This is a genomic window from Ignavibacteriales bacterium, from assembly GCA_026390595.1.
In the GTDB taxonomy this organism is placed as follows: domain Bacteria; phylum Bacteroidota; class Ignavibacteria; order UBA10030; family UBA10030; genus UBA9647.
Genome location: JAPLFQ010000017.1, coordinates 11,646 through 27,717, shown reverse-complemented (window position 1 = coordinate 27,717; position 16,072 = coordinate 11,646). Strand labels below are relative to the sequence as shown.

General features: G+C 54.9%; 15 protein-coding genes. 11 read left to right on the top strand and 4 right to left on the bottom strand.

Annotated elements, in window-relative coordinates:
* The 3 genes from NTU47_07610 to larE form a co-directional block, all read left to right on the top strand.
* Positions 1 to 1,070: tetratricopeptide repeat protein (locus NTU47_07610; GenBank protein MCX6133662.1), on the top strand; the 1,070-nt coding region annotated here is incomplete at its 5' end.
* Positions 1,071 to 1,411: 341 nt separating this feature from the next.
* Entirely contained in the window at positions 1,412 to 2,269 is an 858-nt protein-coding gene (aroE, locus tag NTU47_07605) for a shikimate dehydrogenase (GenBank protein MCX6133661.1), read from the top strand.
* An 11-nt stretch (positions 2,270 to 2,280) separates the two neighbouring features.
* Positions 2,281 to 3,132 carry an ATP-dependent sacrificial sulfur transferase LarE gene (gene larE, locus NTU47_07600; GenBank protein ID MCX6133660.1) on the top strand — a complete coding sequence of 284 codons (852 nt, stop codon included), beginning with the start codon at positions 2,281 to 2,283 and terminating at the stop codon, positions 3,130 to 3,132.
* 94 nt (positions 3,133 to 3,226) lie between these two features.
* Here larE and NTU47_07595 read toward each other — a convergent pair whose 3' ends face one another.
* The gene (locus NTU47_07595) at positions 3,227 to 3,763 is read right to left on the bottom strand and encodes an ORF6N domain-containing protein (GenBank protein MCX6133659.1); all 537 of its coding nucleotides are present in this window, start codon (positions 3,761 to 3,763) and stop codon (positions 3,227 to 3,229) included.
* Between the two features lie 265 nt (positions 3,764 to 4,028).
* On the opposite strand from NTU47_07595, the gene NTU47_07590 reads away from it, so the two are divergent.
* The 8 genes from NTU47_07590 (at position 4,029) to NTU47_07555 (ending at position 12,421) form a co-directional block, all read left to right on the top strand.
* The gene (locus NTU47_07590) at positions 4,029 to 4,361 is read left to right on the top strand and encodes a metalloregulator ArsR/SmtB family transcription factor (protein MCX6133658.1); all 333 of its coding nucleotides are present in this window, start codon (positions 4,029 to 4,031) and stop codon (positions 4,359 to 4,361) included.
* Positions 4,362 to 4,445: 84 nt separating this feature from the next.
* Positions 4,446 to 6,566 (top strand): heavy metal translocating P-type ATPase, encoded by a 2,121-nt coding sequence (locus NTU47_07585; protein ID MCX6133657.1) that lies wholly within the window; start codon positions 4,446 to 4,448, stop codon positions 6,564 to 6,566.
* Positions 6,567 to 6,727: 161 nt separating this feature from the next.
* Entirely contained in the window at positions 6,728 to 7,762 is a 1,035-nt protein-coding gene (gene add, locus NTU47_07580) for an adenosine deaminase (protein ID MCX6133656.1), read from the top strand.
* A 109-nt stretch (positions 7,763 to 7,871) separates the two neighbouring features.
* On the top strand, positions 7,872 to 8,180 hold the full coding sequence (rplU, locus tag NTU47_07575; GenBank protein MCX6133655.1) for a 50S ribosomal protein L21: 309 nt from the start codon (positions 7,872 to 7,874) through the stop codon (positions 8,178 to 8,180).
* Between the two features lie 34 nt (positions 8,181 to 8,214).
* Positions 8,215 to 8,475 carry a 50S ribosomal protein L27 gene (rpmA, locus tag NTU47_07570; GenBank protein ID MCX6133654.1) on the top strand — a complete coding sequence of 87 codons (261 nt, stop codon included), beginning with the start codon at positions 8,215 to 8,217 and terminating at the stop codon, positions 8,473 to 8,475.
* A 117-nt stretch (positions 8,476 to 8,592) separates the two neighbouring features.
* Positions 8,593 to 9,516: a malate dehydrogenase gene (gene mdh / locus NTU47_07565; protein ID MCX6133653.1), complete on the top strand. Its 924-nt coding sequence runs from the start codon at positions 8,593 to 8,595 to the stop codon at positions 9,514 to 9,516.
* Positions 9,517 to 9,709: 193 nt separating this feature from the next.
* A complete protein-coding gene (locus tag NTU47_07560; GenBank protein ID MCX6133652.1) occupies positions 9,710 to 10,924 on the top strand; it encodes a porin in 1,215 nt (404 codons plus the stop codon).
* Positions 10,925 to 10,969: 45 nt separating this feature from the next.
* Positions 10,970 to 12,421, top strand: a complete 1,452-nt coding sequence (locus NTU47_07555) for an SGNH/GDSL hydrolase family protein (GenBank protein MCX6133651.1) — start codon at positions 10,970 to 10,972, stop codon at positions 12,419 to 12,421.
* Between the two features lie 228 nt (positions 12,422 to 12,649).
* Here the strand turns inward: NTU47_07555 and NTU47_07550 are convergent, their stop codons facing one another.
* The 3 genes from NTU47_07550 to NTU47_07540 are packed head-to-tail and all read right to left on the bottom strand — an operon-like array spanning position 12,650 to position 16,037.
* Entirely contained in the window at positions 12,650 to 13,129 is a 480-nt protein-coding gene (locus NTU47_07550) for an ATP-binding protein (protein ID MCX6133650.1), read from the bottom strand.
* A complete protein-coding gene (locus tag NTU47_07545; protein ID MCX6133649.1) occupies positions 13,129 to 15,105 on the bottom strand; it encodes a hypothetical protein in 1,977 nt (658 codons plus the stop codon). The genes NTU47_07550 and NTU47_07545 overlap by 1 nt, the downstream gene beginning before the upstream one ends.
* Positions 15,096 to 16,037, bottom strand: coding sequence for a nucleoside hydrolase (locus NTU47_07540; GenBank protein ID MCX6133648.1), 942 nt, complete (start codon positions 16,035 to 16,037; stop codon positions 15,096 to 15,098). Before NTU47_07540 ends, NTU47_07545 begins: the two co-directional genes overlap by 10 nt.
* Between the last annotated feature and the right edge of the window lie 35 nt (positions 16,038 to 16,072).

Below are 16,072 nucleotides of genomic sequence, written 5' to 3'. Positions count from 1 at the left end.
GTATCACGCTGGACAATCTGAACCAGGTCGATGAGGCGCTCCGATCCTTCAACTCCGCTCTCGAGCTCGAACCTCTCTATGAGGACGCCCTCTTCCACAAGGGGGTTACGCTGGAAAAGCAGGAGAAATTCAATGATGCGGTAGCCATCTTCCGGCTGATCCTGGACGCGAATTCAGACCACCCCGACGCGTGGTATGAACTCGGATATTGCTATGATTTCCTAGAAAAACTTGAGGAATCGGCCAAATGCTACGACGAGCACCTGAACAGAGATCCCTACAACTACAACGCGTGGTATAACAGGGGGATCGTGTTGAATCGATTGGGCCAGTTCACCAAATCGATTGAGAGCTACGAAATGGCACTGGCGATCAAAGAGGACTTCCCGTCGGCGTGGTACAACAAGGGCAATGCGTACGCAAATCTAGGAAGACTGTACGACGGCATCGACTGTTTCAAAATGACGCTGAAGTACGAGCCGGGGGATGTTCCTGCCTGGCATAACCTCGGAAATGCATACGAGGAGCTGGGACTCTATAAGGATGCGATTGCGGCCTTTACGAGCGCGCTGAAGTTCGATGAGAACCACTATGAGTCATATTTCGGCAGAGGCAGTTGCTATGATGCCCTGGAGCAGCCGAAGAAGGCCCTGACTGAATACAAGAAGGCGATCGGCATCAACCCTGAGTATGCGGAACTCTGGCACGCAAAGGCCGATGCCGAATACAATCTGGGCAAGATCGAAGAATGCCTTGAGAGTTACCGCAAGGTTCTGAAGCTCGATCCCTCCAATGCCGAAGCGTGGTTCGACTATGGAGACACCCTTTTTGAAAAGGGGGAAATCATAGACTCGACGGAAGCGGTGAAGGAAAGCGTGAGGTTGGCACCTCAGTTCGCGCCAGCACATTTCACCCTCGCCAAGATTCACATCCTGCTGCACGAGCACAAAGCCGCTGTTGAGTCCCTGGCGCTGGCGTTTTCGCTGGAGCCCGAGTTGATGAAACAATTTAAGAAGGACTATCCGGACTTGAAGTCTCATCGCGATTTCGCTCCCCTGCTGAAGAAGTAACCCTTCCCTGTAGTTCGGAGTTCGATTATTCGTTATTCGAAATTCATGTGAATCTCCGCGCCTGAGGCGCATCCCCGCCAGCCTCAAGAATTCAATGAGGCGGGCTGGCGGCTCTGGCGGACAATGTCGAACGCCGAACAATGAATGATGAAGTGCGTTCCAGATGACAGGGTGGTCCGATGAGGATCTTCGCCCTTCTATGTTTCGTCGGGACTTCTTCAATCACAACGATTTCAGAAGATTCAACGTGGTCGAAATAGCATTCCCGCCTGACCACATGGAGCAGATTGGGCGGGCAGGTCGACCAACAGGTAGGACTGCCCCGAACAAAGGGTTAGGAAATGAAGCGCTTCGGCGTCATAGGTCATCCGATTGCACACTCTCTGTCCCCCCTGCTCCACAACACGGCGTTCTCGCTGCTTGGGGTGGAGGGCCGGTACGAGGCATTCGACATCGAGCCCTCTTCGCTCGGCGCGGCGATCCGTGACTTCAAAGAAAAGGGATTTGCGGGTTTGAATGTCACCATCCCCCACAAGGAATCGATTCTTGAGTTTCTGGATGCACAGAGTGACGAGTCGAAGGCGATCGGAGCAGTGAACACGCTCATCTTCGACGGGGACCGAATCCGCGGAGACAGCACTGATGTGTACGGAGTTGCCGCCTCGCTGGAGGAGTATCGGCCTCAGATCCAGGGAAGCAAGGCTGTCGTACTGGGGGCGGGCGGGTCTGCGAGGGCTGCAGCCTTCGCGTTGATCGGAGAATTTTCTCCCGTTGAGATTGTCATAGCAAATCGGAGCCTCGTGCGGGCGAAACAGCTAATCGCAGATCTGAAACCGTACGCGACACGGACATCCTTGTGCGCAGTCGCCCTGTCAGATGCGGAGGTGCAATCATCGATCACTCAAGCAAGCGTGGTGGTCAATGCCACATCAGTTGGAATGCATCCAGCTGTGGATCAGTCGCCAGTCAAGGACCAGACGGGGTTTCATTCAGGTCAGATTGTGATGGACCTCGTCTACACGCCGCGTGAGACCAGATTCCTGAGCCAGGCCTCCCGATGCGGAGCGAGAACCATTAGCGGCCTGGAAATGTTCTTGCACCAGGGAGCACGATCACTTGAGATCTGGCTCGGACTCGAGATGCCGGTCGAGCAACTCAGGCCGGTGATCCTCAACGAATTGAAATCCAGACACACCTGAACATGGAGATTATGCCCGATCAGCAGCTACAGAAGAAGCATGAGGACCTGAAGAGCCTTCTGATTGAGATGGGGAGCGTCGCCGTTGGCTTCTCCGGCGGGATAGACAGCACGCTCTTGATCCGTGTAGCCACTGAAGCGCTCGGAGACAATGCCCTCGCCGTTATAGGTCGGTCCGAGACATACCCAACCCGGGAGTTCGAGGAGGCAATTCAGCTGGCGAAGTCGTTCGGCTCGAGGTATCGGATCGTGAACACGGAGGAGACGGACAATCTCAAGTTCAAGGAAAACCCTCCGGACCGCTGCTATTTCTGCAAGACCGAGCTGTTTGGCAAATTGAACGATATAGCCGAAGAGGAAGGGATCACGTGGGTTGCGGACGGAACGATTGTGGATGATCTCGGCGATTTTCGTCCCGGCATGCGTGCGAAGAACGAACAAAAGGTCCGCTCGCCGCTGCTCGAGACCGGCTTCACGAAGGCTGAAGTGAGGGCGCTTTCCCGGGAACTGGGAATACCGACGTGGGACAAGCCCTCCTTCGCATGCCTCTCATCGAGATTTCCATACGGCCACGGGATCACCAAGGAGAACCTGATGAAAGTAGATGCAGCGGAGACGTTTTTGCGCGACCTGGGCTTTCGGTTCTTCCGTGTCCGGCACCACGATGACAAGACGGCAAGGCTCGAGATTGGTCCGCAGGAATTCGGCCGGTTGTTTGACAATGGGCTTCGCGAGAAGATCGTTTCGCACTTCAAGACGCTTGGTTTCGCTTACGTCACTCTCGACCTCCAGGGATATCGGACCGGCAGTATGAATGAGGTACTAACCGAGGCGGAGAAGAAAGAGTACTTGAGTAGCAAGTAGTGGAGTAGTGGAGATCTCCCTCGTGTTTGGTCGTCAGACCCACCGAAGTGAATACTCTGGTACAGGCGGACGTGAAATTCTCGCAGGATCAGCGCTAAGCCCGTTTCACCTGGAACCCGATTTGCCTTTTTGGCTTCTCTGGAACTGCCATCAGCCGTCTGATCGCCTCAAACAATCCATGCAGCTCCCCGCCCTGGTAATCCACCTTACTCTCGAGTTCCTGCAATCTGCGTGCAAGTTCTCTGTTTTCCCACAGCCTGCTTCGCAATTGGACGAATGCACGTACGACGTAGACGCTCATGAGGGTCGCTTGCCGGCTGTTGAGGACATTGGCAGCCATGATCGCACCGTGCTCGGTAAAGGCAAACGGCATTGTGCGCCTCCCTCCCCGCCCGATCTTTGAGGTCGCAAATTGCGACCTCAAAGAATCACATTCCCGCTGAGAAAGCCTGAACATAAAATCGCGTGGAAAGCGGTCGATGTTTCGTTTCACTTGTTCATTCAAGCGGCGGGTCGTTACGCCATAGACTCTCGCAAGGTCGCTGTCCAGGATGATCTTCTCCCCCCTGATCGGGAGAATGAAAGATTCCACCCGCACAATCGCCCTTTGAGCAAGCCGAGTTTTCTGCATGATCATGCTCCAGATTGCTGAGGAATGATCCCATGGTCGGAATTCTTCCGTTGAGTGACAATGAATTTCCGTTGGCAGAAAGACAAGAAGTGCAGTATTTGAGCAGTGGAATCGTGGAGTCAAGAGATGCGATCGCTGTTCACGCACCGGCGGCGCGAGCCACTTTCCAGCGCACAATTCCCTTCAGGTTATTTCCCTTGACACATTCCACCTTTTCTTGTTACCTTAACGATTGAACATCTGCTCAATCGTTCAGGAGTTAGCCATGGCAATTCACAATCACCAGGCAGCAATCCGAACGGCCAAAAAGGGACTGGCGGCCGAACTCACCATTGTCGAGATGGCGGAGACGTTCAAAGTCCTCGGGGACCAGACGCGTCTCAAGATAGTCCTCGCACTGAGCAAACAGGAATTGTGCGTGCTCGACATTGCGACCGTTGTTGGGATGTCGGAGTCAGCTGTTTCTCACCAGCTCCGGCTGCTGAAATCGCTGCGGCTCGTCAAACAGCGAAAGGACGGGAAGTTGGTGTTCTATTCGCTTGACGATGAGCATATCGAAGATCTGCTGAGGGTAGCGTCGAGACACAGCGAGGAATGAGGAGATGATGATTTTGAATTGCGAATTATTAAGTGCGAACTGCCATGTTGAATTGTTCGCTGGAGAGACGACAAGGCACAGGTTATGAACGAGAGACTCTCTGACATTCAAGAGACGACATATCTGATCAACGATCTGTGCTGTGCGACGGAGGAGCAGCTCATCCGGAAAAAGCTGCAGAACCTTCCGGGGGTCAGCGAGCTCGAGTTCAGCCTGATTTCCCACAAGCTTAAAGTGAAACACAGCTGCGACGAAGAATCGATCGCATATCAACTTAACAGGATGGGCCTTCCCGGACAGATCGAATCGAAGGCCGGAGCCCCCATCAACAAGAGCTTCAGGAGACTCCTCGCTTCCACAGCCATTTCCGGGATACTGTTTCTCACCGGGATGGCAGTCCAATTCTCCACCGCGCCCGGATTAACGGCAGACGTGTTCTTCCTGTTCTCCCTGTTCGCTGGCGGCTGGCACATTGCGCTGAAAGCGTTCAAAGCGATACGGTCTCTTGCACTCGAAATGAACGGTCTGATGATCGTCGCTTCGGTTGGAGCGGTGGTCATCGGGCAATATGCGGAAGGGGCGGCGGTGATATTTCTGTTTTCTGTCTCCCTCCTGCTCGAATCGGCCAGCACGGAAAGGACGCGGAACGCAATCAGGTCCCTGATGAAGCTCGCACCGGCCAGCGCTACCGTTCTGCGTGACAGCACAGAGTGCACCGTGCCTTTGGCAGAGATCAGGATCGGAGAAACGGTCATCGTCCGCCCGGGCGAGCGCATTCCGGTCGACGGCGTCGTTCTCAAAGGCGCATCGTCAGTTGACCAGGCCGCGATTACAGGAGAACCGTTCCCCTCCCCCAAGAGCCGCGGCGACGCTGTCTATGCCGGCACGTTCAATCAGCTGGGAGTGCTCTTCGTCAGCGTGACAAAACCATCGAGCGACTCAACCATTGCGAGAATCATCCATCTCGTCGAGGAAGCGCAAAACAAGAAAGCTCCCAGCCAGACTGCGGTCGAGCGCTTCGCACGGTACTACACGCCGGCCATCTTCATACTCGCCTTTTGCGTTGCCCTTATTCCCCCGATCTTTTTTGGCGGGCTCTTCGCAGACTGGTTCTACAGGTCTCTTGTCCTGCTCGTTATCGCGTGTCCTTGCGCCCTGGTGATATCAACCCCCGTGACGCTTGCGGGCGCGATTACGAACGCAGCCCGCAACGGCATCCTCATCAAAGGCGGCAGGCACCTGGAGCTTCTGGCCGGACTTCGTGCGATCGCATTCGATAAGACAGGAACATTGACCCAGGGACGGGCCGTGGTGACAGATGTCATGCCGCTGAATTCTCTCCCCGAGCAGGAGATTCTTCGCATTGCGGCCGCTGCGGAACTTCATTCCGAACATCATCTCGCAGAGGCGCTACTCCGGAAAGCAAGAGAATCCGGAATACAGCTCTCCGACATACAGACGGAGGATTTTGCGTCAATGACCGGCAAGGGGATCCGGACGCGCGTAGACGGCACAACGTACATTGTCGGCAACCATCTTCTCATGGAAGAACTGGGCATCTGTTCTCCCCTCGTCGAACAGAAACTCGCACAGCTCGAAGAGGCGGGAAAAACGGTCGTCATCCTTGCAGATGAAAAGAGCGTGCTTGGACTCATCGCGATTTCCGATCAGGTCAGGAGCGAGGGCCCCGGAACCATCCGGAAACTCCGAGAGCTTGGCATTCACCGCGTAGCTTTGCTTACCGGAGACAATGAGGGGACTGCAAGGGCCGTAGCCGAACAGCTTGAGGTCAGCGACTTGCACTTTGGACTTCTACCGGATGCAAAACTGCGGGCGATAGAAGAATTGCGAAAACGGTACGGGTGCGTCGGAATGGTTGGAGACGGGATCAATGATGCTCCCGCCCTCGCGGCAGCGGACGTCGGCATTGCCATGGGAGGAGCGGGATCTGATATCGCCCTCGAAACAGGAGACGTCGTCCTGCTCTCCGACAATATCGAGAAGATCCCTTACGCAATCGCGCTCGGCAAGAAGGCAGTCCGCATCATCTGGCAGAACATCTCGATCGCACTGGCGACGAAGTCCGTTTTCCTCGTGCTTGGGGTTTTTGGATGGACGAGCCTCTGGCTGGCAATTCTCGCAGACGACGGGGCGGCGCTGATTGTGATACTGAACGCGCTCAGAGTTCTGAAGCAAGACCGGTAGGTCGATCATCGCTCGCCATCCGAGTCGGCCATCCAAAAGGCCGCACACTGATGACACAAAAGAGGCACGAGATGATCACGGATTGAGTGACCCCCTCGGATCTCCAGCATCCGTGTCATCGCGGCGCATTCAATGAAACGAACACAAGCATCTCACCTCCCATGATAGATACAGAGAGCTTCATACGAAAGATGCCGAAGGTCGAGCTCCACGTTCACCTTGAAGGCTCTGTGCGTCCCACGACGTTTCTGGAACTCGCGAAGCGTCATCACATCGCGTTGCCCGCGGACACGATTGAGGGGCTGCGCAAATGGTATGTATTTCGTGACTTCAGTCATTTCATCGAAATCTATATGGCGATTTCGAGCTGCCTGCGGACACCTGAGGACATCGAACTCATCACCCGCGAGTTCCTCATTGGTCAGGCGGAGCAGAACATCGTCTACAGCGAGGTGACGTTTACGCCATACAACCAGCTCCTGAACTGCAGGCTCGGTATGCACGAGCAGCTCGACGCTGTCAACATAGCCCGGGCGTGGGGAGAAAAGGCACTGGGTGTCCGGATGGGCGTGATTGTGGATATCCCGCGCGAACGCTCGTCAGAGGCTGCGCTCACGGTAGCCCGGTTTGTCGTTGACCGATACGGAGACGGGATCATAGCGCAGGGACTCGGAGGGCCGGAACAGAAGAATCCTGCTTCAAAGTTTCGCCGTGCGTTCGAAACAGTTCATGAGGCCGGGGTCCCCTGCGTTGTGCACGCAGGCGAAACTGACGGTCCCCTGAGCATTTGGAACGCGATAGAAGTGGCAAAGCCCCGGAGGATCGGGCACGGTGTCCGCTGTATCGAGGATCCCAGGCTTATGGACTATCTGAAGCAAACTCAGCTGCCATTGGAAGTCTGCCCCACCAGCAACATCTGCCTTGGTGTCTTTCCTTCCATCGAGCAGCACTGTCTGCCAAGGCTCCTGGAATACGGACTGAAGGTGACGCTCAACAGCGACGACCCCCCGTTGTTCAATACTACATTGACCGATGAATTCCTTGCCGCTAGCAGGTATTTCGGTCTGGACGCGGGCCGCATCAAACGCCTTTTGCTGGATGCCGTCGAGGTCAGCCTTCTGGCTGAATCGGAGAGGCGCTCGATGCGGGGGGTGTTTATCGAGGAATTCTCAAAGCTCGAATCCCGAAGCTCGTAAGGCACTTCTTCAAGCGAAAAGGGGGAGAAATTGATTGACTTTCTAGCCCGTTTTTGGTAGATTGATAGTCCCTAAAATCAATCCCAACGTACGGCACTGAGGTAGATCAATGTTCGCGGTAGTCGAAATCGCAGGCCAGCAGTATAAAGTAACGAAAGCCGACAAGGTTATCGTCCCTCTACAGGAGACCAAAGTCGGATCAAAAGTCACCTTCGACAAGGTTTTGCTTGTCGGCGACGACAGCCAGACAAAGCTCGGGACGCCTTATATTTCCGGCGCCTCGATCGAAGCGAAGGTCCTGAGTCATGTCAAGGATGACAAGGTGCTCGTGTTCAAGAAGAAGAAGCGGAAAGGCTACAAGGTTCTCAAGGGTCATCGTCAACAATACACCGAAATTGAAATTACAAAAGTATCCTAGTCACCTGAATAGACAGGCTTAAGCTGGAGAGAGTATGGCTCATAAAAAAGGTGGTGGAAGTTCGCGCAATGGACGTGACAGCAATGCCCAACGTCTTGGGGTAAAGCGGTTCGGCGGTCAAGTTGTTTCTGCCGGCAGCATCCTTGTCCGTCAGAGGGGAACCAAGATGCATCCCGGGACGAACGTCGGCATCGGCAGCGATGATACACTTTTCGCTCTGATCAACGGCGTAGTGAAGTTCGAACGGTTCGGAAAGACGAAGCAACGCGTAAGCGTCTATCCACCGTCAGCGTAATTCTTGGTGCGCGGGCCTCCTGCAAGCGGGAGGCCTTTCTGTTTTCCCTCCAAACCGTTTTTTCTGATCCGAACAATCCACTCACATCATCACCTTCCTTTTCTGAGGAGACCATCTATGAAGATCACCGTCATTGGTGCAGGCAACGTTGGCGCCACAACAGCGCAGCGCCTTGCCGACAAGGAGCTTGCGAACGAGGTTGTGCTTATTGATGTTATCGAGGGGATGCCTCAGGGCAAGGGACTCGACATGTATGAGGCAGCCCCGGTCGGAGGGACCGACACACCGGTCATCGGCACCAACTCATATGACGCGACGGCTAATTCCGACATTATCGTGATCACGGCAGGAATTGCCCGAAAGCCAGGCATGAGCCGTGACGACCTCCAGAACACCAACGCAGGTATCGTCAAGTCGGTCACGGAGCAGGCCACCGCCAAATCTCCAAATGCAATTCTCGTTGTCGTCTCCAATCCGCTCGATGTCATGACATACGTTGCCTGGAAGGTCAGCGGGTTCCCGCGCCACCGGGTCATGGGTATGGCGGGTGTTCTGGACTCAGCCCGATTTCGCACATTCATCTCGATGGAGCTCAAAGTCTCCGTTGAAGATGTGACCGCGTTCGTTTTGGGGGGGCATGGTGATTCAATGGTTCCACTGCCGCGCTATTCGACTGTGGCCGGAATACCGTTGCCGGACTTGATGGACCAGGCCACTATTGACCGGCTTGTGAAGCGTACACGCGACGGCGGCATCGAAATCGTCAACTTCCTGAAGACGGGAAGCGCATATTACGCCCCATCCGCGGCTGCTGTGCAGATGGTCGAAGCGATCGTGAAGGACAAGAAGCGCATTCTCCCGAGCGCGGTGTTGCTGCAGGGTGAATATGGGATGAGTGACGTCGTGGTCGGTGTCCCAATCAAGATCGGCGCGAAAGGCATGGAAGAGATCATTCAGATCAAGCTGACCGCAGATGAACAGGCAGCGTTGAATAAGTCAGCAGCTGACGTAAAAGCGAGTATCGCGAAGCTCAGCATCTGATGCGACAAGTCGTTCAAAGGTCAAAAAGAAGTCCCGGTATTTGCGTATCGGGACTTCTCACTTTTGTAAAGCATCAGAAACAGCGGAAAATGGATGTTGCAATTGAATTTCTGATTCTCTATTCTTAGAAAGAGCAAAGATCAAACCTACCTAAATCACCGTGAAAACAATAACTTCTTGGAAGGAGGAGAACTTGAGACGAGCGACGATTTCTATTGCAGCCGCCGCACTCTTGGTCTTAATCCCACTTACCGCTGCATTCAGCGGTGGCTTTCAACTGAATGAACACGGGGCGAGAGCCATGGGTCAGGGCGGCGCATTTGCTGCCAGAGCTTCGGATCTATCAGCGATCTATTTCAATCCTGCCGGACTAGCGTACCAAAAGGGAACGCAGGTCTACGTCGGCGTGACGCTCATTATGCCGAAGACATCGTTCTTCGGCCCTGATCAGCTGAATACGAATCAGGAAACGCAGATGGTGAGCCAGGTCTTCAACCCGATCAACGTCTATGCGTCCTACCAGATTACGGACGACCTGGTTGCGGCGGTTGGCGTAAACAATCCATACGGTCTCGGCACGGAATGGCCGGCAAACTGGTCTGGCCGTTTCATCAGCACGAAGGTCAATCTCGAGACCTTCTTCTTCTCACCAACGCTTGCGTACAAGCTCAGTGATAAGTTCTCCATCGGTGTCGGGATGAACTACGCCACGGGCAAAGTGACGTTGAAGAGGGTTTTGAGCGATCCATTTGACCCCCACGCAAACGCCAACGTAGAAGCAACCGGCACGGGGATTGGATGGAACGTCGGGGCAATGTACAAAGCATCGAAGGATCTTTCGGTCGGTGTTTCGTATCGCAGCGAGGTCAAGATCGACGCTACAGGCACAGCTGCATTCGATCCTATGCGCAGTGTGTATCCTGCCGGCGACGTTTCGTCTTCATTGGCGTTACCTGCCACCGGCTTCCTTGGCATAGCCTACAGCCCAACCAAGGACCTCACGCTCGAGGCAGATTACCAGTACGTCGGATGGTCTTCTTATAAAGAGCTCGCTCTGACATTCAAGAAGGACAATTCAGTATCAGTCTCGCCAAAGAATTACGAAGACACCTACATCCTCCGGGTCGGCGGAGAGTATACAATGGGAGAATGGCAGGTGCGTGCAGGGTATATGTACGATCATAGCCCGGCGCCCACGAAGTATGTCGAGCCCCTCCTTCCTGACGCGACCAAAAACGACTTCAGTGTCGGTCTCGGTTACAACCTTACCAAGAACATCACGGTCGACCTCGCGTACATGTATATCAAGTTCGACCAGCGCAAGGCTGTTGGCACCGAAATCAACTTTGACGGAACCTATAATTCCACGGCGCACCTGTTCGCTGTGAACTTCGGATATTCATTCTGATCTGACATTCAAAGACAGACACTGCACGTAATTCAAGGAGCGAATATGAAATTGATGATGAAATTCTTTCTGATTGCGGCGGGGCTTGCGGCATTGAGCCTGATCGGTTGCAGCGACTCCGCACCGAACGGTCCAGTGGCGTCGCTGGGATCGGCAACGGTCAAGAAATATGTTGCTGTTGGCAACAGCCTCACAGCAGGGTACCAATCCGCCAGTCTGTACCAATCAGCCCAGATATACAGCTACCCGAACCTCATCGCCCAGCAGTTGACAAAGGCTGGCGCTTCAATCGGCAACTTCGAGCAGCCGTACTATTCCGATCCCGGAATTCCTGACGCCACAGGCAAGGCTTCGCGTTATGAGATCATCAGCCTCACCGGACCCGTCATCGGTCCAAAGGGACTGACTGCCGGCAGCCCGACGAACTCGGCTTTGACAAGACCGTTCGATAACCTTGGAATTCCCGGGATACCGCTTGCCGGATTCATGGATACCACAGGCACGTATCAGTCTCCGCCATTAGGCCGCGATGCAATTCTTCGTTGGACGAGCGGACCATTCCCAAAGAATGTCTACAAGCAAGCCGTGGCGCTTTCTCCTGACCTGATGACTTTCTGGCTTGGCGCCAATGATGTGCTCGGTTACGCGACGAGCGGCGGAGTCTCTCCTGCGGCCCCGACACCGAGCGCGACATTCACTGCGCTTTATACACAGGCATTGGGCAACATTCGTGCATCTCTTCCGAATGTGAAACTCGTTGTGGGAAACATTCCCGATGTTAAGGCGATTCCATTCTTCAATACTGTCGGCCCGAGGGTCGCGGCAAGTATCGGAGCGCTTGGACTGAAGCTGTATTATCAGAAAGCTGGCGAGTCGGGAGTGGCGACAGGGCAAACTTCACTGACCGAAGCTACTCCGCCGCTTCTCACATTGACCGGCATGACGTATGCTTCCTATCTTGGCCAGCCTACGGGCCTCTGGTACAGGGCAAACAAGTACCCTGCCCTCCCGGCAGGCATCGATACCACCAAGCCGTTCGGTTTTCATCCGCAGAATCCGTGGCCGAACGCCCTGGTGCTCGATGTGGACGAGCAGAACAACTGCGCGACGGCAACCAGCGCATTCAATGCCACAATTGCTACTGTGGCAGCCGCCAATGGAGCAGGTGTTGTTGATTTCTTCACTTTCTTCAACACTGTAGCCAAAAGCGGATTTGGCGTTGCCGGTGAAACGTACACAACGGCGTATGTTTCGGGCGCGTTGTTCAGCCTCGATGGCGTTCACCCGTCTTCGCGCGGGTACGGCATTGTGGCAAATGAGTACATCAAAATCATGAACTCGAAGTTCGGGATGACCATCCCGTTCGTGGATATTTCCCAGATCCCGGGTATTCCCGCCCCATTAGGAAAGATCTCCTCTCAGGACGGAATGCCAGTACTGCCGGTCGATGCATTCAAGGATTTCCAGAGGATGTTCGGGACGACGGATCTGCGGTAGAATTCTTACAGACAGTTGTCGAGTAATCAATGTGGTCGGAACGGCGTGCCGACCGACACAAGAAAGCCCGGGGCGAACAGCCTTCGGGCTTTTTTTTGTACTCGGGGAAAAGAAGTCTCCAGCGGCTATAGTGCAGGAGAGATTGAGTATTCGATGTGGTCGGAGCGGCGCTCCTGCCTTCCCTGATGGAACAGAGTGGCGGGCAGACTGACCGACAAGTGTGGGCTTCTAGCCGTGGTGATTCAGGTCGATCACGAGTTCAACTTCTGTTCCTTCCTTGGTGACCTTGAATGAAACTTTGTCCGCCAGGGAGCGCATCAGAAAAATCCCCCTCCCACTTGTCTTCAGGAGGTTCTTTTCTTCGAGCGGATCGGGGACTGATTCAGGTTTGAAGCCTTTCCCCTCGTCGCGCACGCGGAATACCAATTCGTTCTTTCGCAGTGTGCATGTCACATACACCATTTTTTTGGGATTGCTTTTATTCCCATGGAGAATCCCGTTGTTTACCGCTTCGGTGCCGGCGACCAGCAACCGGTAAAACGTTCCATCATCGAGGCGCGCTGCATCACTGATCTGTTGAAGGAAAGGTTCGACCTTTCGAATCTCTTTAGGATCTGCCGTGCACTCGAATGTAAACGTCTGCACACCAGGCCCCGGGCGTGGACCGACGATCGTGCGAGTTGTCTTTTGACGAGGTTTCTTTTTCATCAAAGTGAGTAATTGAGTTTCAACAAGAGATTCGGGATTGTTCGAACCAGTTGACCGTCCTGCCACTGTGTTTCATTCCATCCTTCAAACACCAACCGCTGGAATCCGGTTCCTTCCCATGTCAGGGCAACCGTCGGTCCGGAGGATTCAAGCTGATGAAGAAATATCCTCGTCCCGGTCTGATACTTGTACCGATCCTGACTGAAGTATCGAAAACCGACCCCCAGCGAGAGCCCGCCTGCTGCGGCGTAGGTGACGCGGGGCCAGTACGTCCGTTCAACGAAATAATCCTGCGGGCGTTCCTTGAACTCACTCCACATCAGAATCCCGCGTTCATAGACCCTTACTTCTCCTACGAAAGCGGCGCTCAGGAGTTGTGAAAGTCGAAAGGTCGTAGAGTCCAGCCAGGAGGCCTGCCGGAAGGAGAAGCTCCTCGTGAGCGCTCCCTGATCCTCGAAGTCATACACAGTATAGTTTCCGAGCACCTCGGCCTGATTTACGGTGCGAAACCCCTCAGCCGGGGCGTAGACGACGGTCGGTGAGAACCGAAGCACCCGATTCCAGTTGTTATTGGCGCTCTGGACACTTTTCAGATAGACCAGGTGACTCAGCGAAACATCAGCAACGAGGCTGAGACTGAGAGCACTGCTGAACTGATGAATTTCCTGTAATCCGATGGAAACGAGGAGTTCGTCGCGCTCATCGACATTTGTGCTATCCGGCGTGTCGTATCGTAAGATACTTGCTGATCCTGCAAAGTTCAACTGGTCAGATTCGGATAACAGTGTACGGACCTGCGATGAGAGACTGGTCCGCCGTGCGATGTTTTCCAGCCTTCGCTCCGAACGTTGCTGCCGTTCGAAAAGGGAAATCGGCACATCGCCCGACTCCGTGACCTGGTGCCTCTCTTCCCTTTCCCGATAGGCAAGGTTGACATCGAGGCCGAGCCAGTACACGGGCTGATACGAAGTCCCCGCCTCACCGTACAACTGTGTTTCCTGTATGCGTGTATCAAGGAGAGGGTTCGAGTTTCCCGCCATCACTTTGTACTGCAATCCGCGGTCGATGATGCGGGTCAGCATGCCGCCGCGAAAAACCAATTGCATCCTGTCCGAAGCATGATATTCGAGTTGGTCGGAAACCTCGTAGGACGCCGCGTCCCGCCTGAAGATGTTGTCGGAGGTTTGATAGACTCTCCTGACATCCAGATCGGCGGACGTGTAGAATTCCCTGCGCAGATGGTCGTACGTGAAGAGGATCAGGTTACGCCCTTCTGCGCCGAAATCCCTGACGAGCGATACATCGATGCTTGCCGATGCGGGGCGCCGCCGTGTGAGCAGCGACTGGGCCCACCGTCCCTTGAAAGAGCCGTGGAATTCTTCGAACCGGATCCCTTCGGCTTCGGCATTCGCCTGGTAGGAAAAGCCCCTGTCCAACTCGTCCTGCTGTGCGTCGATTTCGTATCCCGCCAATGCGCCGAACGAAACCCCGGACGACGGCGTCACCCTCATTCCAGCGAGGAACTGATGCTGCCCGAGCCGTGTCAGGTCGATAGCCCGATTGTCCGACAGGACCGACGACACCTGCTGCGCGCGCAGTTTCCAGCCTTCTGCGATCTCCGTACCGACGATGAGGCTGTCGCCATATTCGTTCTGATCCGATTGCTGGTCGGTTCGAATAAGCCGGGAGCGGAGCAGCTGGCGGAACTTGACGTCGACGCCGCTGAACTCGCGGTCGAAGAACAGGCTTCCGTTCCAGGTGTAGGTGTTCAAGACGCGATCGAAGCTCAGGGAGGAGATTCGCAAGCTATCCTGCTGGCGGGGAAGTGAAAAGCGGAGAGGCTCCTGTGCGGCGGCTGTTTGAAGCACCGACAGGAACAAAGCAGATGCCGCTGCAAGCCGCACGAAGCCGCGGAGGAGCGATGGAGATTTCTTCCGCCCGCCCGGTGCAGACCCCGAGTTCTTCCTTACATCCATAGGCGTTCGTGAAAGAGCCTGAGGAATCGATCCCTCTCAACCGTCAATGCAACGTGCACATTGCCGCGCTTAGCTGCGCGCCGTTCCTTGAAATCGGTCACCGTCATGCCGCGCGTGTATTCGCCCTTTGCCTCGACATCGACGTGCGTTCTTCGGGTCTTCACCAGTCCCGGGTGAGCCGCAACGGCCACCGCCATAGGATCGTGCAGATATCCGCCGTTGAATCCCTGCGTGTCGAGATGGTAGAGCATGTAGTCCCGCGTCATCTTCAGAATTGTCATTGCTACAGCGCTCGCGCGGCGGGCGGCGCGGTACTCCATTTCCTTCCGCATCAGAACAACCTGATGCGTGACATCGAGAGGGATCACCGTGACCGGTATGTCCGCGTTGAGGACCGCGTGGGCTGCCTCGGGATCGACATAGTAATTGAACTCCGCAACAGGGCCCGTATTGCCGGGAACCCGGAACGCCCCCCCCATTGTCACGATATGCCCCACTTTGCACACGATTCGCTTGTCAGATTTCAGAGCAAGGGCGAGGTTCGTTAGTGGCCCTATGGCGACCATGGTTCCTTTGGATCCATATCGGTCGCAAAAGTCGAGTATGGTGTCGACGCCATTCCCCAACTTATATGGCTTCACCGGGGGAAGCGATTGCGAGACTCCGCCAAGGCCGTCAGATCCATGGACTTCCGAGGCGATCACAAGAGGCCGCCGCAGTGGGTGTTTTGCTCCCTGGGCAACGATCGGACGGTCTTTTGTATGCAAAAGATCGAGAACACGGTGAACGTTGCTTGTGCATTTGTGAACCTCGATGTTCCCTGCCACCGTCGTGATGGCTTTCACCGAAAGCTCGGGGGAGCGGAAAGCCAGGATGAGGGCGAGGGCGTCATCGACGCCGGTGTCTGTATCTATGAGGATGGGTTTGGGCATTGGGTCGTTCCCTGTTGTCGAAATAAATTTCGACT

Bases quoted from the DNA above. Each gene is read 5' to 3' on its own strand.
- aroE (MCX6133661.1), top strand. From the start codon at position 1,412: ATGAAGCGCTTCGGCGTCATAGGTCATCCGATTGCACACTCTCTGTCC.
- larE (MCX6133660.1), top strand. From the start codon at position 2,281: ATGCCCGATCAGCAGCTACAGAAGAAGCATGAGGACCTGAAGAGCCTT.
- NTU47_07595 (MCX6133659.1), bottom strand. From the start codon at position 3,763: ATGCAGAAAACTCGGCTTGCTCAAAGGGCGATTGTGCGGGTGGAATCT.
- NTU47_07590 (MCX6133658.1), top strand. From the start codon at position 4,029: ATGGCAATTCACAATCACCAGGCAGCAATCCGAACGGCCAAAAAGGGA.
- NTU47_07585 (MCX6133657.1), top strand. From the start codon at position 4,446: ATGAACGAGAGACTCTCTGACATTCAAGAGACGACATATCTGATCAAC.
- add (MCX6133656.1), top strand. From the start codon at position 6,728: ATGATAGATACAGAGAGCTTCATACGAAAGATGCCGAAGGTCGAGCTC.
- rplU (MCX6133655.1), top strand. From the start codon at position 7,872: ATGTTCGCGGTAGTCGAAATCGCAGGCCAGCAGTATAAAGTAACGAAA.
- rpmA (MCX6133654.1), top strand. From the start codon at position 8,215: ATGGCTCATAAAAAAGGTGGTGGAAGTTCGCGCAATGGACGTGACAGC.
- mdh (MCX6133653.1), top strand. From the start codon at position 8,593: ATGAAGATCACCGTCATTGGTGCAGGCAACGTTGGCGCCACAACAGCG.
- NTU47_07555 (MCX6133651.1), top strand. From the start codon at position 10,970: ATGAAATTGATGATGAAATTCTTTCTGATTGCGGCGGGGCTTGCGGCA.
- NTU47_07550 (MCX6133650.1), bottom strand. From the start codon at position 13,129: ATGAAAAAGAAACCTCGTCAAAAGACAACTCGCACGATCGTCGGTCCA.
- NTU47_07545 (MCX6133649.1), bottom strand. From the start codon at position 15,105: ATGGATGTAAGGAAGAACTCGGGGTCTGCACCGGGCGGGCGGAAGAAA.
- NTU47_07540 (MCX6133648.1), bottom strand. From the start codon at position 16,037: ATGCCCAAACCCATCCTCATAGATACAGACACCGGCGTCGATGACGCC.